Below are 19,222 nucleotides of genomic sequence, written 5' to 3' on the forward strand. Positions count from 1 at the left end.
CAGGCCTTTCAACTCATGCGGCGCCAACCATGCGCCGCATGTGCAGGCTTTTCCTCGGTTCATGGCGCCATCGCTTCCTCCCTGAACATGTGCTCCCCCGCGAAGTCCACGAACGCCCGCACCTTCGGCGACAGCTGACGGCTCGACGGCCACAGCGCCGTGAACTGGCCCTGGCGCACGAGGTGCGTGGCCAGCACGCGCTGCAGTTCGCCGCGGCACAGCGAGTCGCGCGCGAGGAAGTCGGGCATGTAGGCCACGCCGAGGCCGGCGACTGCCGCGCCGAGCATGGCTTCCATGTTGTTGCACAGCAGGCCGGGCGGCAGCTGCGCGGGCAGGCCGGGCAGGTCCCAGTCCTCGATCTTTCCGCCGGTGGCGAACTTGTAGCGAAGGCAGGCGTGCCGCGCGAGGTCGGCCGGCGTCTGCGGCACGCCGTGGCGCTCGAGATAGGCCGGCGAGGCGACGAGCACGAAGCGGAACGGGCCGAGCCGGCGCGCCACCAGTTGCGAGTCGACCAGCTCGCCGCTGCGGATCGCCACGTCGACGCCCTCGGCGATCACGTCGACCAGCCGGTCGTTGAAGTCGAGGTCGAGCTCGATCTCGGGGTAGCGCTGCCTGAAGGCAGGCAGGATCGGCAGCAGGAAGCGGTAGCCGATGGTCGGCAGGCTCACGCGCAAGCGGCCGCGCGGCGCGGCCACGGCGTCCTGCATCATGGACCGCGCGTCGTCCAGCTCGTCGAGGATTCGGCGGCAGCGCTCGTGGAAGAGGGCGCCTTCCTGCGTCAGCCGCATGTGGCGCGTGGTGCGGTTGAAAAGGCGCACGCCGAGCTGCTCCTCGAGCCGCGCGACGTTCTTGCCCACGGCCGAGGCCGATATGCCCAGGAGCCGGCCGGCCCTGGCAAAGCTCGACAGGTCGGCCGCCCGCACGAAGGATTCGAGTCCGCTGAAGCTGTCCATGGATTGGCAACCTTTGGTTGGGAGTGTGTGGAGCAATGAGGCGATTCTCAGTGCATTGATTCCTTTCTATCTTCGTGCCTTCCTTTTCACCTTCCGCGAAAGCACGTTCCGATGTCCGCTTCTTCTTCCTCCAGGAACTGGCTCCTGGCCGCCGTCTGCCTCGCGGCGCTGGGCATGCCGCTGAGCTTCACAGGCCCGGCGGTGGTGTTGCCCGCCGTGCGCGATGCGCTGGGCGGCAGCCCGGTGCAGCTCAACTGGGTGACCAACGCCTTCATGCTGAGCTTCGGCGCCACGCTGATGGCCGCCGGGGCGCTGGCCGATGCATACGGGCGCAAGCGCGTTTTCCTGCTGGGGCTCGCGGTGGTGGCGCTCAGCGCCTCGCTGCTGACCCTGGCGCCGGGCATCGTGGCCTTCGACCTGGCGCGCGCGCTGCAGGGGCTGGGCTCGGCCGCAGCCTTTGCGGCAGGCACGGCCGCGCTGGCACAGGTGTTCGACGGCGCGGCGCGCACGCGGGCCTTCAGCCTGATCGGCACCTCGTTCGGCGTGGGGCTGTCCTGCGGCTCGATCGTGTCGGGCTGGCTCGCGGAGCGCTTCGGGTGGCAGGCGGTGATGCTGAGCCCCGGCGCGGTGAGCCTCGCGGCGCTGTGCATCGCTTCGCTGGCGATGCGCGAATCGCGCAACCCGCAGGCGATGGGGCTCGACGTGCCGGGCACGCTGAGCTTCACCGCCGCGCTGAGCCTGCTGACGCTGGGCGTGCTGCAGGCGCCAGACAGCGGCTGGGGCAGCCCCTGGGTGCTCGGTGCGCTCGCGGGCTCGGCGGCGATGGGCGCGGTCTTCGTCGCCATCGAAAGGCGCGTGCCGCATCCGATGCTCGACCTGTCGCTGTTCCGCTTTCCGCGCTTCGTCGGGGTGCAGCTGCTTGCGGCCGCGCCGGCCTACGGCTTCGTCGTGCTGCTGGTGCTGCTGCCGATCCGCTTCGTGGGACTCGAAGGGCGCAGCGCGATCGAGGCGGGCGCCTTCATGTTCGCGCTCTCGGGGCCGATCCTCGTGGTTCCGACGCTGGCGGCATCGCTGGCGCACCGGTTCTCGGCCGGCGCGATCTCGGCCGTCGGACTGCTGGTGTGCGCTGCAGGCCTCTTCTGGCTCAGCCGCTGCGCGCCGGGCACGCCGCTCGCCGGGATGGCGTGGCCGCTGCTGCTGATCGGCGCCGGCATCGGGCTGCCCTGGGGCCTGATGGACGGGCTGGCCGTGAGCGTGGTGCCGCGCGAGCGCGCAGGCATGGCCTCGGGCATCTTCAACACGGTGCGGGTGGCGGGGGAGGGCATCGCGCTGGCACTCGTCGGAGCGGGCCTGACCGCGCTGGTGACGGCGCATCTGGGGCAAGTCGCCGGCGCATCGCAGGCGGCGCAGCGCGTGACCACCGGCAACCTCGCGCAGGCGCTGGCGCTGCTGCCCGGCATGGACCGCGCGGCCTTGCTGCACGCGTATGGCGCGGCGTTCGGCACGCTGCTGTGCGTGCTGGCGGGGGTGACGGTGCTGACGGCGCTCGTCGTGTTCGCTTTCCTGCGCGGCGAGACGCACGCCGAGGCCGGCGCCGTGGCGCTGGAGTCGACGGCCTGCTGAATCAGGCTGCTTCGGCGGCCTCGAAGATGTCGCGCAGCCACTGCGTGAACACGCGCACGCGCGAGGACAGTTGCCGGTTCTGCGCGTAGAGCACCGAGACGGGCATCGGCGGCGGCGCGAACTCGGGCAACAGCACCTTCAGCCGCCCCTGCGCCAGTTCGCCCACCACGCGGTAGCGCGGCACCTGCACCAGGCCCAGTCCCGCGACGGCCGAGCCGGTGTACAGGTCGGCACCGGTCACCGAGACGATGCCGCCGAGCTGCACGCTCGTCACCCGCCCGTCGACGGTGAATTCGAGCGGCAGGGCCTTGCCCGTGGCGCTGGAAACGTAGTGGATGGCGCGGTGCAAGGCCAGCTCCTCCAGGCTGCGGGGCTCGCCGTGCGCCTCCAGATAGGCGGGGCTCGCGACCGTGACCTGCGGCAGCAGCGCCACGCGCCGCCCGATCATCGAGGAGTCCTGCAGCGTGCCGGCGCGCAGCACGCAATCGACGCCTTCGCGCACCAGGTCGACGAGGCGGTCGTCCTCGCCGATGTGCAGTTCGAGCTCGGGGTAGCGCGCCAGGAAGCCCGGCAGCGCCGGCACCACGAAATGCCGCGCCAGCGTGCCCTGCAGGTTCACGCGCAGCAGTCCCTTGGGCGCGGCGTCGCGGAACAGGCCCTCGGCTTCCTCCACGTCGGCCAGCAGCCGCACGCAGCGGCGGTAGTAGGCCTCGCCGTCCTGCGTGAGGCGCACGGTGCGGGTGGTGCGCTCCAGCAGCCGGGTGCCGATGCGCTGCTCCACGCGCTTGATCAGGTTGGTGACGGTCGCGCGGGGAATCCCCAGGTCTTCGGACGCCTGCGTGAAGCTCTGGCGCTCTGCGATGCGCACGAAGGCCTGCATTTCCTGGAAGCGGTCCATGGGCGGCTTGCGGTCTATTGTTGAAGTAAATGGAATATTAATGGCGATCAGGTGCTGATTATCTTCTGGGCGGAACGATCGAAGATTCGCCTCACCAACCAACCTCCACCGCAAAGGACACCAGCCATGACCCGCCCTTCCACCCACAAGGTCGCCATCGTCACCGGCGCATCGCGCGGCATCGGCGCCGCTGTCGCGCAGCGCCTCGCCAGGGACGGCTTCGCCGTCGCCGTCAACTACGCATCGAGCCCTGCGCAGGCCTACGCCCTCGTCGCCGAGCTGACGGCCGCTGGCGGCAGAGCCATCGCCGTCAAGGCCGACGTGGCCCGCGGCGACGAAGTGCGCGCCATGTTCGACGTCGTCGAGGCGCAACTCGGCAAGGTCGACGTCCTGGTCAACAACGCCGGCGTGCTCAAGACCCTGCCGCTGGCCGAGCACAGCGACGCGCAGTACGACCAGAGCTTCGACATCAACGTGCGCGGCACCTTCAACACGCTGCGCGAGGCCGCCGCCCGCCTGAACGAGGGCGGGCGCATCGTCAACTTCTCCAGCACCACGCTCGCGCTGAACATGCCCGGCTACGCGATCTACAACGCCACCAAGGCGGCGGTCGAGGCCTTCACGCACGTGTTCGCCAAGGAACTGCGCGGCCGCAGCATCACGGTGAACGCCGTGGCGCCGGGCCCGATCGCCACCTCGCTCTTCCTCGACGGCAAGACCGAGGAGCAGGTCCAGGCCTTCGCGAAGATGCCGCCGCTGCAGCGCCTGGGCCAGCCCGAGGACATCGCATCGGTGGTGTCCTTCCTTGCCGGGCCCGACGCGGGCTGGGTCAACGGCCAGATCCTGCGCGCCAACGGCGGACTCGCCTGAGCGGCGGGCTCCAAGCGAAACAATCCCGAAGGAGAAACACGCCATGAAGAAGCAGATCGTCCTCGTCACCGGTGCCGGCAGCGGGATCGGAAAGCTCACAGCACTGTCGCTCGCCGAGGCGGGCCACGTCGTCTACGCATCGATGCGCGACATCGCCGGACGCAACAACGCCCGCGCCGCCGAACTGCGCGCGCTGGCCGCGCAGAAGAAGCTGCAGCTGCACCCGCTCGAACTCGACGTGCTCTCGCAGGAGTCGGCCGATGCCGCCGCAGCGACCATCGTGCGCGAGCAGGGCCATCTCGACGTGGTGATGCACAACGCCGGCCATCTCGTGGTCGGGCCCACGGAGGCCTTCACGCCGCAAGAGATCGCGAAGGTGTTCGACACCAACGTGCTCGGTGCGCAGCGCGTGAACCGTGCGGTGCTGCCGTACCTGCGGGCGCAGGAATCGGGCCTGATGCTGTGGATCAGCAGCACGACCACCAAGGGAGGCTTTCCGCCGTTCATGGGGCCGTACGGCGCGGCGAAGGCTGCGATGGATTCGCTGGCCGTCACGCTGGCCTACGAGATCGCGCGCTTCGGCATCGAGACTTCCATCGTCGTGCCGGGCGCCTTCACCAAGGGCACCGACCACTTCCCGAGCGCGGGCAGGCCAGCCGATGCCGCCATCGCCGCAGCCTATGCCCGCTACGACGGACTCATGGACCAGATCGGCGCGCGCCTCTCGGCGCTGATGCCCGACGGCGCCGACCCGCAAGCCGTGGCCGACGAGATCGTGCGCATCGTGGGCATGCCCGTCGGCACGCGGCCGATGCGGTCGGTGGTCGACTTCGTCGGCGACGGTGCGGCGGAGGTCTTCGAGGTGTCGGAGCGCGTGCGCATCGAGTTCGCCAAGCGCATCGGCATGGCCGACCTGCTGGAGGCCAAGGTGCGCCGCTGAACAAGGCGTCACGAAGAGCAGGGCGGTCTTCCTGTCCAATAGCGGCATGGAAAACCCGTCCCACGACCTCATTGCCGAACGCGTGACCGAACTCGAGATCAAGTCGAGCTACGCCGAAGACCTGCTCGACCAGCTCAACATGACGATCTACCGCCAACAGCAGCAGATCGACCGGCTGATCCTGCAGGTCACTCAACTGAAGGAGCAGATGCAGAGCTCAGGCCAGGACGGCGCCGCGCGCAACCCGCGCGACGAACTCCCACCGCACTATTGATACTCCCCCAGGCTTCGCGCACTTCGTGTCGCTGCGCCAACCCCCTCGCCGGGGGCAACACCGATGGCCCGGCAAAGCCGGTTCCGTGGTGTTCCTGGAATCAGCGGTCAGCCATGCGCATGCCAGAGCACGGCGAAGAAGTGGCAGGTGCTGCCGGCAAGCACGAACAGGTGCCACACCGAATGGGCGAAGCGCACCTTGTTGTCGAACAGGAACACCACCGCACCGGCCGTGTAGAAGAGCCCGCCGGCCACCAGCCAGCCCAGGCCTGCGGCCGACATGCGCTCGTACAGCGGCACGGCGGCCATCAGCGCCATCCAGCCCATCGCCACGTACAGGCCGGTGGACCACAGCGGATGCTTCAGCCGGTTGAACAGCTTGGCGCCCACGCCCAGCGCCGCGGCCGCGCAGATCGCGCCGAACAGCGTCCAGCCCAGCGGGCCGCGCAGCACGCCGAACAGGAAGGGCATGTAGCTGCCCGCGATGAAGAGGTAGATGGCCGCGTGGTCCAGCCGGTTGAACCAGGCCTTGGCGCGGCCGATCGGCAGCGCGTGGTAGAGCGTTGAGATCAGGTACAGCACGATGGCCGTGCCCGCGAAGAGGCTGGCACCGACCACGGCCGCGGCCTGGCCCTTCTGTGCGGCGCTGTAGACCAGGATCGGCAGCGAGGCGATCGCGAGCGCAAGGCCCAGGCCATGGCTGAGGGCGTTGAAGAGCTCCTCCATCGCCGTCTGGTCGCGTGCGGTGAGGACGGCGGTCTTGCTGCGTTGCGGGGGCGGGGAAGAGGGTGGCGAAAAGGTCATCGTCTGTCCGTGCGCAATGAGTGTGTGGGGGCGGGAGCCGAGAGTGCCTGCCTACTTGACCTGCTGCTTGCCCAGCTTGCGCGCCAGCGTGCGCCGGTGCATGCCGAGCCTGCGCGCGGTCTCCGAGATGTTGAAGCCGGTCTCGGCCAGCGTCTCGTGGATGCGCTCCCATTCGAGCGTCTTGATCGAGGTGGAGCGGTTGGTCAACTCCACCTCGGTGGTGCCGACGGCGCGGCCGAAGGCGGCCTCGATGTCGTCGGTGTTCGAGGGCTTGGCCAGGTAGTGGCAGGCGCCGAGCTTGATGGCTTCCACCGCGGTGGCGATGCTCGCGAAGCCCGTGAGCACCACGATCAGCATCTTCGGGTTGTGCCGGTGCAGCATCTGCACGCAGGCCAGGCCCGAGGCCTCGCCGTTGAGCTTGAGGTCGACCACCGCGTAGCCGGGCGTGGCGGTGGCCAGCAGCGCCTCGACCTCGGCCAGGTTGCTCGCGTGCGCCACCGCATAGCCGCGGCGCTCGAACGAGCGGCCGAGCGCGCGCGCGAAGGCGCCGTCGTCCTCGACGATCAGCAGCTGGCGCTGCGCTTCAGCTCCGGTTTCGCTCATTGCCTTCCATTCCGATGGTCCTGCCGGCGGCCGCGAGGGCTTCCTCGTCGTCCGCGTCGTCGTCCACTTCCGTCTCTTCTTCCTCGAGCACGATGGCCGCGAGCGGCAGCGTGATCTTCACGACGGCGCCGCCCTCGGGCCGGTTGGCCGCCGCGACGCGGCCGCCCACGGTGCGCGCCACGTTCACCACCAGGAACAGCCCCAGCCCGCCGCCAGCGCGGCCCTTGCTCGACTGGTAGGGCTTGCCGAACTCCTTGAGGATGGCCGGCAGGAAGCCGGGGCCTGCGTCGGTGACAGTGATCGTCAGCGCGTCGGCGTCGTGCGCCGCCTCGAGGCGCAGCCAGTGGGGCGACGCCTCCAGCGCATTGTCGAGCACGTTGCAGATCATCTGCTTGAGGGCCGAGTCGGAAACCATGGGCAGGTCGCGGCCGAAGCGGTTGTCGTACTCGAAATCCTCCACCGGGCGGGTGGTGCGCCATTCCTCGACCAGGTCGTCGAGGAAGGTGCTGACGGTGGTTTCCTCCGAAGACTCGCCGCGCGCCTCGCCGGCCGACAGCAGGATGCCGCTCACGATGCTCTTGCAGCGCTGGATCTGCAGTTCCATCTCGGCCACTTCGGTCAGCAGCTCGGGGTCGGAACTGAAATGCGGCAGCCGGCGCCAGTCGCCGAGGATCACCGCGAGCGTGGCAAGCGGCGTGCCCAGCTCGTGCGCCGCGCCCGAGGCCAGCAGGCCCATGCGCACGATGTGCTCTTCCTCCGAGGCGCGCTGCCGCAGGTCGGCCAGACGCGCGTCGCGCGCGCGCAGGTTGCGGCTGATGCGGGTGATGAAGATGACCAGCAGCGCCGCATTGAGCGCGAAGCACACCAGCATGCCCTGGATGTACGGGCTCCACAGGCCCCGGTCATGGTCCAGTGGCAGCGCGAGCGGGCGCGAGAACAGCGCCAGCCCGGCGAAGCAGATGCTGGTGATGACCACCATGGTCCAGGTCGACCATGCCTTCAGCAGCACCGCGCCGAGCGTCACCTGCAGCAGGAAGAGGAACACGAAGGGGTTGGTCGCGCCGCCGCTCAGGTAGAGCTGCGCAGTGAGCGTGGCCACGTCCACCAGCAGCGCGACGAACAGCTCGCCGTTGGTCACGCGCCGATGGCTGCGCGAGCGCAGCAGGCTCACCATGTTGAAGAGGGCGAGGCAGGCCAGCACCTGCAGCATGTGGTCCAGCGGCAGCCGGATCTCGAAGCCGTAGTGCACCACCAGGATGGTGGCGACCTGCCCGACCACGGCGAACCAGCGCAGCTGGATCAGCTGCTGCATGTTCTGGTGGCCGATGGCGTTGTCGAGGCTCGCGACGCCGGCGCGGGGCGGGTGCAGTTCGCCCGCGACCGCGGCGGCTTCAGCCGTCGCGGCGGGCATCTTGGTCGGCGGGGCGGGCGTCGGCATGGGCCGCATTTTCGCTGCGCCGCACGAACCAGGCCGCGATCAGCACCATCAGGGCCAGGCCATACCAGGTCAGGGCATAGACGAGGTGGCTGTTGGGAAATGAAATGACCGTCAGGCCGCCGGCGGGCCAGGCGGGGGTGTCGGCGGCCGGGGCGCCGGACTTTGCAGGCACGGCTTCCGCATCGACGAAGTACGGCGCCACGTCGGCCAGGCCGCGCGCGGCGGCGATGGCCTGCACGTCGCGCGAGAACCAGCGGTCGCCGGTCGGATCGTTCTTGCGCAGGAAGCCGCCCTTGGGCTCGGTCAGGCGCAGCAGGCCGTCCACGGTGGTCTCGCCCTTGGGCTCGGTCGCGGTACGCGCCGCGCGTTTCTGCGCCTCGGGAGGCACGAAGCCGCGGTTGACCAGCACGATGCTGCCGTCGGCGCTGCTGCGAAGCGGGGTCAGCACCCAGAAGCCGGCGCCGAGCTTGGTGCTGGCCTGCACCAGCGTCTCTTTGTCGTGAAGGAAGGTGCCGGCAAGGCGGACATGCCGGTATTCGTCGTTGGCCGCGTTGACCGTGGGCCATTCGGTCCGCCCGGGGGCCGCGCTGGCCGGGGCGTGCACGCGCTGTTCGACGCGTGCGATGAGATCCAGCTTCCAGGCCCTGCGCTCGACCTGCCAGGTGCCGAGCGCGACGAAGCCGGCGAAGGCGAGGGCGGCGCAGACCGCCAGCGCCACCCGTGCGGCGGTGGAGCGCTGGCGGACGGCCTGCTCCGCCATCAGGGCATGTTCTTCATGTCGTGCACCGAGTGCGGCATCATGTTGGTGTTCATGTGGTACATGACCCACAGCGAACCGGCCAGCGTGATGACCACGAGCACGAGCGTGAAGATCAGCGCCAGCATGTTCCAGCCGCCTTCGGACTTCGCGTCCATGTGCAGGAAGTAAACCATGTGCACCACGATCTGCACCACGGCGAAGGCCAGGATGACGAGGGCGGTGGTGCCGGGCTTGTCGAAGACCTTGCCCATCACGAGCCAGAACGGAATGGCGGTGAGGATCACGGCCAGCACGAAGCCGGTCATGTAGCCCTTGAAGGTGCTGTGGCTCACCGGGCCGTCATCGTGACCGTGCCCGTGATCGTCGTGGCCATGTGCGCCGTGGCCGGCGGTTTCGGTGTGCGCGCTCATTGCAGCGATCCCATCAGATACACGAAGGTGAAGACGCCGATCCAGACCACGTCCAGGAAGTGCCAGAACATCGACAGGCACATCAGGCGGCGGCGGTTGGCGGCGGTGAAGCCGTGCTTGGGCAGCTGGATCATCAGCACGATGAGCCAGATGATGCCGAAGGTCACGTGCAGGCCGTGGGTGCCCACCAGCGCGAAGAACGACGACAGGAAGGCGCTGCGCTGCGGGCCCGCGCCTTCGTGGATCAGGTGCGCGAATTCATATAGCTCCAGGCCGATGAAGCCCGCGCCCAGCAGGCCGGTGATGGCCAGCCAGAGCAGCACGCCGCCCATGCGGCGCTGCTGCATCTGCAGCATGGCGAAGCCATAGGTGATGGACGACAGCAGCAGCAGCGAGGTGTTGATCGCCACCAGCGGCAGGTCGAACAGGTCGGCGCCCGAGGGGCCGGCCGCATAGCTGCGGCCCAGCACGCCGTACACCGCGAACAGGCAGGCGAAGATGAGGCAGTCGCTCATCAGGTAGAGCCAGAAGCCCAGCAGCGTGCCGTTCTCGGGGTGATGGTCTTCGTTGCGGACGTTGAACACCTCGAAGGTGGGCACGCTCGCGGCGTTGCCCACGGTGTTCGTGTGGCTGGAGTGGAGGGCGGTACTGTTAGACATTGGCAGCCAGCAGGCGCGTGCGCGCTTCTTCGGTACGGACGACTTCTTCCGCGGGGATGTAGTAGTCGCGCTTGTAGTTGAAGGTGTGGATGATCGTGGCGGCGAGCATGGCGACGAAGCCGATGCCGGCCAGCAGCCACATCTGCCAGATCAGCGCGAAGCCGCACACCGCGCTCAGGCCCGCGATGATGAAGCCGGCGGCCGTGTTCTTGGGCATGTGGATCGGGCTGAAGCCTTCCAGCGGACGCTGGTAGCCGCGGGCCTTCATGTCGGACCAGGCGTCGTTGTCGTGCACGCGCGGCGTGAACGCGAAGTTGTAGGCCGGCGGCGGCGACGAGGTCGCCCATTCCAGCGTGCGGCCGTTCCACGGGTCACCGGTGGTGTCGCGCAACTGGTCGCGGCGGATGAAGCTCACCACCAGCTGGATCAGGAACGAGGCGATGCCCAGGGCGATCAGCACGGCGCCGAAGGCGGCGATCTGGAACCAGATCTGCAGCGACATGTCCTGGAAGTGGTTCATGCGGCGGGTGACGCCCATCAGGCCCAGGATGTACAGCGGCATGAAGGCGAACCAGAAGCCGACGATCCAGAACCAGAACGAGCACTTGCCCCAGAACGGGTCGAGCTTGTAGCCGAAGGCCTTCGGGAACCAGTAGGTGATGCCCGCCAGCATGCCGAACAGCACGCCGCCGATGATCACGTTGTGGAAGTGTGCGATCAGGAACAGGCTGTTGTGCAGCACGAAGTCGGCCGGGGGAACGGCCAGCAGCACGCCGGTCATGCCGCCGATCACGAAGGTGATCATGAAGCCGATGGTCCACATCATGGGCAGCTCGAAGCGGATGCGGCCGCGGTACATGGTGAACAGCCAGTTGAAGATCTTCGCGCCCGTCGGGATCGAGATGATCATCGTCGTGATGCCGAAGAACGAGTTCACGCTGGCGCCGGAGCCCATGGTGAAGAAGTGGTGCAGCCAGACGAGGTACGACAGGATGGTGATCACGACCGTGGCGTACACCATCGAGGCGTAGCCGAAGAGGCGCTTGCCCGAGAAGGTGGAGACCACTTCCGAGAAGATGCCGAAGGCCGGCAGGATCAGGATGTACACCTCGGGGTGGCCCCAGATCCAGATCAGGTTCACGTACATCATGGCGTTGCCGCCGAGGTCGTTCGTGAAGAAGTTGGTGCCTGCGTAGCGGTCGAGAGACAGCAGGGCCAGCACGGCGGTCAGCACCGGGAAGGCGGCGACGATCAGCACGTTGGTGCACAGGGCGGTCCAGGTGAAGACGGGCATCTTCATCATGGTCATGCCGGGCGCGCGCATCTTCACGATGGTGGCCAGCAGGTTCACGCCGGACAGCAATGTGCCCACCCCCGCTATCTGCAACGACCATATGTAGTAGTCGACCCCCACGTCGGGGCTGAAGAGGATGCCCGACAGCGGCGGATAGGCCAGCCAGCCCGTCTTGGCGAACTCGCCGACGAACAGCGACGCCATCACCAGGCCGGCGCCGAAGGTGGTCATCCAGAAGCTGAAGTTGTTCAGGAACGGGAAGGCCACGTCGCGCGCGCCAATCTGCAGCGGCACCACGAAGTTCATGAGGCCCGTGACCAGCGGCATCGCCACGAAGAAGATCATGATCACGCCGTGGGCGGTGAAGATCTGGTCGTAGTGGTGCGGCGGCAGGAAGCCCGCGTTGTCGCCGAAGGCGATGGCCTGCTGGGCGCGCATCATGAGCGCGTCGGCGAAGCCGCGAAGCAGCATCACCAGGCCCAGGATGATGTACATGATGCCGATCTTCTTGTGGTCGATGCTGGTGATCCAGTCGCGCCACAGGGTGCCCCACAGCTTGAAGTAGGTCAGTGCGCCCAGGACGGCCAGGCCGCCCAGCACCACGCCGGCAAAGGTCACGAGCAGGATCGGCTCGTGCAAGGGAATCGCCTCCCAGGAGAGGCGGCCGAAGACGAGCTTCGTCAGGTCTAGGTTCTGCAACATCTTATTCTTCAGTGGTGCACATCGCGGTGACGTACTTGCGCTTGGGCGTATCGAGGGATTCGATGTCCCATGCCAGCTTGGTGGCAACGTTGAAGGCGCCGGGCTTGCCCATGCCGCCGCTGGCGTCGATGGCCATCATTTCCTTCATGCACATCTTGTTGCGGTCCACGCACTGGTTGAGGATCGCGTCGTACAGGTCGGATGCAACGGTGGGGTAGTGGCGCACGGGCTCGCGCTCGCTCGGCACTTCGAGCTTCTTGTAGATATCGCGGGAGAGTTCGCCGTCCTTGCCGGACTTGACCTTCTGCACCCACTGGTCGAAGTCTTCGTTGCTCAGGCCGTGGAACTTGAAGCGCATGCCCGAGAAGCCCGCGCCGCTGTAGTTTGCGGAGAAGCCTTCGAACTCGCCCGGCTTGTTGATGACCGCGTGCAGCTTGGTCTCCATGCCCGGCATGGCGTAGATCTGGCCGGCCAGCGCGGGGATGAAGAAGGAGTTCATGACCGAGGAGGCCGTGATCTTGAAGCTGATCGGACGGTCCACCGGGGCGGCCAGTTCGTTCACCGTGGCGATGCCCTGCTCGGGGTAGATGAACAGCCACTTCCAGTCGAGGGCGACCACTTCCACCGTCAGCGGCTTGGTCTCGGCCGGAATGGCGCGCTGGGCGTCGAGGCGGCGCAGCGGCTGGTAGGGGTCGAGCGTGTGGGTGCTGATCCAGGTGATGGCGCCCAGCGCGATGATGATGAGCAGCGGCGCCGCCCAGATCGCCAGCTCGAGCTGGGTGGAGTGGTCCCAGTCGGGGCTGTAGGTGGCCTCCTTGTTGGACTGGCGATAGCGCCAGGCAAAGAAGATGGTCAGGGCGATCACCGGAATGATGATGATCAGCATCAGCACGGTGGAGACGACGATCAGGCGTCCCTGCTGATGGGCGATGTCGCCGGAGGGGTTCATCAGCACCGTGTTGCAGCCCGCCAGGAGCATGGCGGAGAGCAGCAGGAGTGCTCGGCGAAGGTTCTTGAGGATGTGCATGCCGGGGAAAAGAGATGCAGGGACGCAGGGGGCGACGCAAAAAGACCCCACAATCTACGCCTGAAGACGGGTTTCGCCTATTGGACGTTTTGTCCTATGGCGGTAAACGTGATTCGGTGCGACGCTCTGGGGTCTCCCATGGTCCTATGGTGTCTCGCCGCGGCGTTACATCTGAATTACAGCAAGCAATGACGACGTCCAGCATCATTTCGCAAGGCGCACAGCCGATGCCGAACCCGGCCGATCACGGCGGCGCCCGGCAGGGCGACGACCACTCGCACATCTCCCCCGGCGAGATCGCGGTCGGTGTGGTCATCGGCCGCGCCTCCGAATATTTCGACTTCTTCGTCTACGGCATCGCCTCGGTGCTGGTGTTTCCGGCGGTCTTCTTCCCGTTCGAGCAGCATCTCGAGGGCGTTCTCTATTCGTTCCTGATCTTCTCCTTCGCCTTCATCGCGCGTCCGTTGGGAACTGTCATCTCGATGATGATCCAGCGACGTTTCGGACGGGAAGCCAAGCTCACGCTGGCGCTCTTCGTGCTCGGCACCTCCACCGCCGGCATCGCCTTCCTGCCGGGCTATTCGAGCCTGGGCTTCACGGCCATCGTGCTGCTGTCGGTGTTCCGCTTCGGCCAGGGCCTGGCGCTGGGCGGCTCGTGGGACGGCCTGCCGTCGCTGCTGGCGCTGAACGCGCCGGCCAACCGCCGCGGCTGGTACGCCATGCTGGGCCAGCTGGGCGCGCCCATCGGCTTCTTCATCGCCAGCGCGCTTTTCGCCTACCTGTATTCCAGCCTGCCGTCCGAGGACTTCCTCGACTGGGGCTGGCGCTATTCCTTCTACGTGGCCTTCGCGATCAACGTGGTGGCGCTCTTCGCCCGCTTGCGCCTGGTGGCCACCGACGAATACTCGCGCCTGCTCGAAGAGCGTGAACTCGAACCCACCAGCGTCACCGAATTGGTCAGCTCGCAGGGCAGCAACATCCTGATCGGCGCGTTCGCCGCGCTGGCCAGCTATGCGCTGTTCCACCTGATCACGGTGTTCCCGCTGTCGTGGATCACGCTGTATTCCGATCAGTCGGTCACCGAATTCCTGGTGATCCAGATGGTGGGCGCGGTGTTCGGCGCCGCCGGCATCGTGGCCTCGGGCCTGCTGGCCGACCGCATCGGCCGCCGCTTCACGCTGGGCGGCCTGGCCGCGGTGATCGCCGCCTTCAGCGGCTTCGCTCCCACGCTGCTCGACGGCGGCCGCATCGGCCAGGACATCTTCATCCTGCTGGGCTTCGTGATCCTCGGCCTGTCGTACGGCCAGGCGGCCGGCGCCGTGACCTCCAACTTCGCGCCCAAGTACCGCTACGTCGGTGCGGCGCTCACGGCCGACGTGGCCTGGCTGATTGGCGCGGCCTTCGCCCCGCTGGTGGCCCTGGGTCTCTCGGCCCACTTCGGCCTGGCCTATGTGAGCGTCTACCTGCTGTCGGGTGCAGTTGCCACGCTGGCGGCCCTCGGCCTGAACCGGGCGCTGGCGCGGGACTGAGTCTTTCGCGCAACCAACGAAAAAGGGGCCTCCATGGCCCCTTTTTCGTTTTTCATTACGATGCCCCGATGTTCGCCGCTGCAATCTTCGACATGGACGGGCTGCTGATCGACTCCGAGCGCCCCATCATGGCCGCCTGGATCGAGGTCGCCCGCACGCTCGGCATCGAGCTTTCGCACAGCCAGTACATGCAGGTGGTGGGGCTGTCCACGGTGGAGTCCGAAGTCGTGCTTGCCTCGCTGCTGGGCGGATCGGCGGCCTACACCCACGCCGTGGGCCTCGTGCGCCAGCGCCTGCAGCTGGAGCGCTCCGACGGGACGCCGCTCTTTCCGATCAAGTCCGGCGCGGCCGAGATCCTGTCGGCGTTGCGCGAGCGCGGCACGCGCTGCGCCGTGGCGTCGTCATCCACGAGCGCGCAGATCCAGGCCTGTCTCGGCAGCCTGGGTGTGCTGGAGCATTTCTCGGCCTTCGCGGGCGGCGACGAGGTCGCGCGCGCCAAGCCCGATCCGGCCCTCTACCTGCTCGCGGCCGAGCGCCTGGGCGTGGACCCGGCCGAATGCATCGCGTTCGAGGACAGCGAGAACGGCGCCAAGGCGGCACTGGCGGCGGGCCTTCGGGTGGTGGTCGTGCCCGACCTCAAGCATCCGCCTGCATCGGTCGTCGAACGGGCTTTCCATGTGCTCGATTCGCTGCACGACGCGCTCGCGCACCTGCCGCGCTGGTTCCCGCAACAGGCCATGCAGAAGGTGTAACGGCATGATCAAGATCGGCACGCTCTGCCATGTGGTCGACAGCTGCCTGGCGTCGCCCTTCACGGAGCGGGCCGTGGGCCGGATCGTGGAGGTGGTGTCCGCGCCCTATGAAGCGCCGAGCGAGCGCTACCTGCCCGGCACCTACTACGACGTGCTGTTCGAGGGCTGGACCTTCTACTGCCGCAGCGACAAGCTCGTGCCCATCTCCAACCCCGACGCCCGCATCGAGCACTGGGAGGACGCCTTCCTCGAAGAGCCCGGCCTCCTGCCGGCGCCGGATCCTGCCCCTCAGAGCACTTCGTCGCGCAGCTGCGGAAACACCTTCGACACCTTCGCGAGCAGGTAGTCGCCGTAGCGCCCGTTGAAGGCGTGCACGTTGGCGCGGTCCCAGCGTTCGGCACTGTCGTCGCGGGCCTCCGCGCCCGCGAGGCCCTCGATGCGCTGCACGCGCGCCTCGAAGTTCGGGTCGAAGAAGAGCGGAAACGACAGCCGGTCATGCCCCGAGGTGTTGCGTTTCACGCGGTGCGGCGTCGACTTGTAGAGCCCGCCGGTCATGCGGTCGAGCATGTCGCCGATGTTGCAGACGAAGGAGCCCGCCACCGGCGGCGCGTCGATCCAGCCGCCCGGCGTGTGCACCGCGAGGCCGCCGATGTGGTCCTGGTGCAGGATCGTCAGCAGTCCGTAGTCGGTGTGCTCGCCCACGCCCCATTGCACGTCGAGGCCTTCGGGCACCGGCTGCGAGGTGTAGTTGAAGAGGCGGAACAGGATCAGCGGATCGGCCGTGTAGCGCTTCGAAAAGTAGCCCGCGTCGAGGCCCAGGCTCAGCGCGATGCCTTCCATCAGCCGGTGGCCCAGTTGCGTGACGGCGGCCATGTATTCGAGGATGGTCTCGCGAAAGCCCGGCACGTCAGGGAACAGGTTGGGCCCGTGCACCGGCGTCTTCGCCTGCACCAGCGGATGCGTGGCGGGCAGCTCCGTGCCGAGGTAGAGGCCTTCCTTCCAGTCGGGCCGGCCGGAGGTCAGCTCGCCGCCGAGCGGAAAGTAGCCGCGCCATGCGCGGCCGCCCAGGGCCATGCGCCACTGCATCTTGGTTTCCTCGGGCAGGTCGAAGAAGCGGTGGCTCAGGTCTTCGAGCCGCTTCACCAGCGCCGGGTCGACGCCATGGCCGGTCACGTAGAAGAAACCGTGGGCGCGGCAGGCGGCGCCGATCTGCGCGGCCACGGCATCGCGTGCGGCGGTGCCGGAGACGAGCGCGGAAACGTCGATGAGGGGGAGGGCTGAAGCGGTCATGCGTCTCTCGCGAAGGGGGAGCGGATGTCGGCCAGGAACTGCTGCGCGCGCGGATGCTGCGGCCGGTTGAAGAAGTCGTCGGGCGTGGCGCGCTCCAGCACCTTGCCTTCGTCCATGAAGAGCACGCGGTCGGCCACCTCGCGCGCGAAGCCCATCTCGTGCGTGACGCAGACCATGGTCATGCCGTCGCGCGTGAGGTCGCGCATCACCAGCAGCACCTCGCCGACCATCTCGGGGTCGAGCGCGCTGGTGGGCTCGTCGAACAGCATCAGCGGCGGCTGCATCGCGAGCGCGCGGGCGATCGCCACGCGCTGCTGCTGGCCGCCCGAGAGCTCGCTGGGCCATGCGTTGGCCTTGTTCGACAGGCCCACGCGGTGCAGCAGCGCCATCGCGCGCTCGTCGGCCTGCTTGCGGGTGAGGCCGCGCAGCTGCATCGGCGCCATCGTGCAGTTCTGCAGCACCGTGAGGTGCGGGAACAGGTTGAACTGCTGGAACACGAAGCCGATGCGCGAACGGAATTCGTTCACGTCCAGCCCCGGCGCATGAATGTCCTGGCCGTTCACCACGATGCGGCCCGACTGGATCGGCTCCAGCCGGTTGAAAGTGCGGATCAGCGTCGACTTGCCCGAGCCGGAGGGCCCGCACACCACGACGACCTCGCCCTTGTGGATGGTTTCGGTCACGTCGACCAGCGCGTGGTAGCTGCCGTACCACTTGTTGACTTTTTCGAGTTCGATCATGCGGACACCTTGGTGGCGGCGGTGGAGATGCCGCGGCGTGCGAGCCGGCGTTCGAGCCAGTAGGCGAAGCGCGAGAGGCCGAAGCACAGGATGAAGTACGTCCCGCCCAGAATCAGGTAGATCTGAGCGGGCTTGGTGAACACCTGCGTGTTGATCTGCGTCGCGATGAACGACACCTCGGCCAGCCCGATGATGTAGCCCAGCGAGGTCTCCTTGATGGTCGAGACGAACTGGTTCACCAGCGAGGGCAGCATGCTGCGCAGCGCCTGCGGCAGCACCACGAGGCGCATCGCGGCGCCGTAGCCCAGGCCCAGCGCACGGGCTGTTTCCATCTGCCCGCGCGGCAGTCCCTGGATGCCGGCGCGCACGATCTCCGCCAGGTAGGCTGCGTCGAACACCACCAGCGCGATCAGCATGGTGGTGAACTGGTCGGTCTTCACGCCCGTGACGCTCGGCAGGAAGAAGTAGGCCCAGAAGATCACCATCAGCAGAGGCAGCCCGCGCACCACGTACACGAAGCCAGTGACCGGCCAGCGCAGCCAGCGCCAAGGGCTCACCCGCGCCAGCCCGAGCACGATGCCCAGCGGCAGCGCCAGCACCAAGCCGCAGGAGGCGAGGATCAGCGTGAGCACCAGCCCGCCGAGCGGCCCGTTCGGGTACTGGCCGATGAGGAAGTAGACCCAGTAGTCGTTGATGATCTGAAGCATCAGCGCTCAGCTCCCGCTTCACGTGGCTCGCGATGCACGGAACCGGCACGGCCAAGGCCGGAAACACCGCGGAACCTGCTTTGCCGGGCCGCCGGTGTTGCCCCCGGCGAGGGGGGAGGAGAAGCGACACGCAGTGCGCGCAGCCTGGGGGAGTGCGTCATATCGTCCGCACCGGGTAACGGTGGTGGTACCAGCTCGCCAGGCCCGTGATGGCCAGCGAAACAGTGAGGTAGGCCGCGCTCGCGAACGCGAAGGACTCGAAGCTGCGGAAGGTCGCGCTCTCGACCTGGCCGGCCTGGTACATCAGCTCGGCCACGCCGATCACGGTGGCGATGGAAGTGTTCTTCCACAGGCTCAGCGTCTGCGAGATGAGCGGCGGGATGGTCACGCGCAGCGCCTGCGGCAGCACCACGCGGCGCATGGTGGCAAGGTAGCTGAAGCCCATTGCCCGGCCGGCCTCGAACTGCACGGCGGGGATCGCGCGGATGCCGCTTCGGATGTCTTCCGCCATGAAGGCGGCCGTGTAGAGCGCCAGCGCGATGATGGCGCTGTAGGCCTCGATGTGCCCCGCGTAGAGCCATTGCTTGATGTCCTCCGGCAGCAGCTCGGGTGCGCCGAAGTACCAGAAGAGCATGTGCGCGAGCAGCGGAATGTTGCGGATCGATTCCACGTACGCGAAGCCGAGCCAGCGCAGCGGCGCGAAGGGCGACAGCCGCAGCAGCGCCACCACCACCGCGATGGGCAGCGCCAGCACCAGCGAGGCCGCGAGCAGCTGCAGCGACAGCAGCAGGCCCGCGACGAGCATGTCGTGGTACTTGCCGGTCAGCAGCAAGGAATAGTCGAACAGGGGCATGGGGGGCGACAGTATCACCGTCGCGGAGGGATGTGGCTCCCTCCCCCGCTGGGGGAGGGTTGGGGTGGGGGGCACGGCGGCGTCTGGAAAGACGCGG

Annotated in this window: 21 protein-coding genes; 7 read left to right on the forward strand and 14 right to left on the reverse strand. The window is 67.7% G+C overall.

From position 1 onward, the window contains the following. Nucleotides 1-59: 59 nt before the first annotated feature. Nucleotides 60-953, reverse strand: a complete 894-nt coding sequence (locus tag G369_RS0124350; protein ID WP_019656661.1) for a LysR family transcriptional regulator — start codon at nucleotides 951-953, stop codon at nucleotides 60-62. A 111-nt stretch (nucleotides 954-1,064) separates the two neighbouring features. Here G369_RS0124350 and G369_RS0124355 point away from each other — a divergent pair, with 111 nt between their 5' ends. After that, nucleotides 1,065-2,576 carry an MFS transporter gene (locus tag G369_RS0124355; protein ID WP_019656662.1) on the forward strand — a complete coding sequence of 504 codons (1,512 nt, stop codon included), beginning with the start codon at nucleotides 1,065-1,067 and terminating at the stop codon, nucleotides 2,574-2,576. A gap of 1 nt (nucleotide 2,577) precedes the next feature. On the opposite strand, the gene G369_RS0124360 is transcribed toward G369_RS0124355, so the two are convergent. Continuing rightward, on the reverse strand, nucleotides 2,578-3,474 hold the full coding sequence (locus tag G369_RS0124360) for a LysR family transcriptional regulator (RefSeq protein ID WP_019656663.1): 897 nt from the start codon (nucleotides 3,472-3,474) through the stop codon (nucleotides 2,578-2,580). A 126-nt stretch (nucleotides 3,475-3,600) separates the two neighbouring features. Here G369_RS0124360 and G369_RS0124365 point away from each other — a divergent pair, with 126 nt between their 5' ends. The 3 genes from G369_RS0124365 to G369_RS0124375 are packed head-to-tail and all read left to right on the forward strand — an operon-like array spanning nucleotide 3,601 to nucleotide 5,558. Continuing rightward, nucleotides 3,601-4,344 carry an SDR family oxidoreductase gene (locus tag G369_RS0124365; protein ID WP_019656664.1) on the forward strand — a complete coding sequence of 248 codons (744 nt, stop codon included), beginning with the start codon at nucleotides 3,601-3,603 and terminating at the stop codon, nucleotides 4,342-4,344. A gap of 43 nt (nucleotides 4,345-4,387) precedes the next feature. Next, nucleotides 4,388-5,284, forward strand: coding sequence for an SDR family oxidoreductase (locus G369_RS0124370; RefSeq protein ID WP_019656665.1), 897 nt, complete (start codon nucleotides 4,388-4,390; stop codon nucleotides 5,282-5,284). Nucleotides 5,285-5,330: 46 nt separating this feature from the next. Beyond that, nucleotides 5,331-5,558, forward strand: a complete 228-nt coding sequence (locus G369_RS0124375) for a SlyX family protein (protein ID WP_019656666.1) — start codon at nucleotides 5,331-5,333, stop codon at nucleotides 5,556-5,558. 107 nt (nucleotides 5,559-5,665) lie between these two features. Here G369_RS0124375 and trhA read toward each other — a convergent pair whose 3' ends face one another. The 8 genes from trhA to cyoA form a co-directional block, all read right to left on the reverse strand. Further along, the gene (gene trhA / locus G369_RS0124380; RefSeq protein WP_038115711.1) at nucleotides 5,666-6,283 is read right to left on the reverse strand and encodes a PAQR family membrane homeostasis protein TrhA; all 618 of its coding nucleotides are present in this window, start codon (nucleotides 6,281-6,283) and stop codon (nucleotides 5,666-5,668) included. A gap of 129 nt (nucleotides 6,284-6,412) precedes the next feature. Then, nucleotides 6,413-6,964 carry a response regulator transcription factor gene (locus tag G369_RS0124385; protein WP_019656668.1) on the reverse strand — a complete coding sequence of 184 codons (552 nt, stop codon included), beginning with the start codon at nucleotides 6,962-6,964 and terminating at the stop codon, nucleotides 6,413-6,415. After that, on the reverse strand, nucleotides 6,945-8,402 hold the full coding sequence (locus G369_RS0124390; RefSeq protein ID WP_019656669.1) for an ATP-binding protein: 1,458 nt from the start codon (nucleotides 8,400-8,402) through the stop codon (nucleotides 6,945-6,947). The genes G369_RS0124385 and G369_RS0124390 overlap by 20 nt, the downstream gene beginning before the upstream one ends. Next, complete coding sequence (locus G369_RS0124395) at nucleotides 8,356-9,162, reverse strand: SURF1 family protein (RefSeq protein WP_019656670.1); 807 nt, start codon at nucleotides 9,160-9,162, stop codon at nucleotides 8,356-8,358. Before G369_RS0124395 ends, G369_RS0124390 begins: the two co-directional genes overlap by 47 nt. Next, complete coding sequence (gene cyoD, locus G369_RS0124400; protein WP_019656671.1) at nucleotides 9,162-9,572, reverse strand: cytochrome o ubiquinol oxidase subunit IV; 411 nt, start codon at nucleotides 9,570-9,572, stop codon at nucleotides 9,162-9,164. Before cyoD ends, G369_RS0124395 begins: the two co-directional genes overlap by 1 nt. Continuing rightward, on the reverse strand, nucleotides 9,569-10,231 hold the full coding sequence (gene cyoC / locus G369_RS0124405; protein ID WP_019656672.1) for a cytochrome o ubiquinol oxidase subunit III: 663 nt from the start codon (nucleotides 10,229-10,231) through the stop codon (nucleotides 9,569-9,571). Before cyoC ends, cyoD begins: the two co-directional genes overlap by 4 nt. Then, nucleotides 10,224-12,227, reverse strand: coding sequence for a cytochrome o ubiquinol oxidase subunit I (cyoB, locus tag G369_RS0124410; protein ID WP_019656673.1), 2,004 nt, complete (start codon nucleotides 12,225-12,227; stop codon nucleotides 10,224-10,226). The genes cyoC and cyoB overlap by 8 nt, the downstream gene beginning before the upstream one ends. Nucleotide 12,228: 1 nt before the next feature. Continuing rightward, on the reverse strand, nucleotides 12,229-13,254 hold the full coding sequence (cyoA, locus tag G369_RS0124415; protein ID WP_019656674.1) for a ubiquinol oxidase subunit II: 1,026 nt from the start codon (nucleotides 13,252-13,254) through the stop codon (nucleotides 12,229-12,231). A gap of 188 nt (nucleotides 13,255-13,442) precedes the next feature. Between cyoA and G369_RS0124420 the strand changes: the two genes are divergently transcribed. From G369_RS0124420 to G369_RS0124430, 3 genes are all read left to right on the forward strand, one after another. Then, a complete protein-coding gene (locus G369_RS0124420) occupies nucleotides 13,443-14,783 on the forward strand; it encodes an MFS transporter (RefSeq protein WP_019656675.1) in 1,341 nt (446 codons plus the stop codon). Between the two features lie 68 nt (nucleotides 14,784-14,851). Continuing rightward, nucleotides 14,852-15,535: an HAD family hydrolase gene (locus tag G369_RS0124425; RefSeq protein WP_019656676.1), complete on the forward strand. Its 684-nt coding sequence runs from the start codon at nucleotides 14,852-14,854 to the stop codon at nucleotides 15,533-15,535. Nucleotides 15,536-15,539: 4 nt separating this feature from the next. After that, on the forward strand, nucleotides 15,540-15,881 hold the full coding sequence (locus tag G369_RS0124430) for a hypothetical protein (RefSeq protein WP_019656677.1): 342 nt from the start codon (nucleotides 15,540-15,542) through the stop codon (nucleotides 15,879-15,881). Here the strand turns inward: G369_RS0124430 and G369_RS0124435 are convergent. From G369_RS0124435 to G369_RS0124450, 4 genes are all read right to left on the reverse strand, one after another. Then, nucleotides 15,824-16,825, reverse strand: coding sequence for an isopenicillin N synthase family dioxygenase (locus tag G369_RS0124435; protein ID WP_019656678.1), 1,002 nt, complete (start codon nucleotides 16,823-16,825; stop codon nucleotides 15,824-15,826). The genes G369_RS0124430 and G369_RS0124435 overlap by 58 nt on opposite strands. Beyond that, nucleotides 16,822-17,565: an amino acid ABC transporter ATP-binding protein gene (locus tag G369_RS0124440; RefSeq protein WP_019656679.1), complete on the reverse strand. Its 744-nt coding sequence runs from the start codon at nucleotides 17,563-17,565 to the stop codon at nucleotides 16,822-16,824. Before G369_RS0124440 ends, G369_RS0124435 begins: the two co-directional genes overlap by 4 nt. Next, nucleotides 17,562-18,272 (reverse strand): amino acid ABC transporter permease, encoded by a 711-nt coding sequence (locus G369_RS0124445; RefSeq protein ID WP_019656680.1) that lies wholly within the window; start codon nucleotides 18,270-18,272, stop codon nucleotides 17,562-17,564. Before G369_RS0124445 ends, G369_RS0124440 begins: the two co-directional genes overlap by 4 nt. Nucleotides 18,273-18,429: 157 nt before the next feature. Continuing rightward, nucleotides 18,430-19,125 (reverse strand): amino acid ABC transporter permease, encoded by a 696-nt coding sequence (locus G369_RS0124450; RefSeq protein WP_019656713.1) that lies wholly within the window; start codon nucleotides 19,123-19,125, stop codon nucleotides 18,430-18,432. Nucleotides 19,126-19,222: the final 97 nt, after the last annotated feature.

Origin of the sequence: Variovorax atrisoli 110B (assembly GCF_000382045.1) — a bacterium.
Taxonomy (GTDB): Bacteria; Pseudomonadota; Gammaproteobacteria; order Burkholderiales; family Burkholderiaceae_C; genus Variovorax; species Variovorax atrisoli.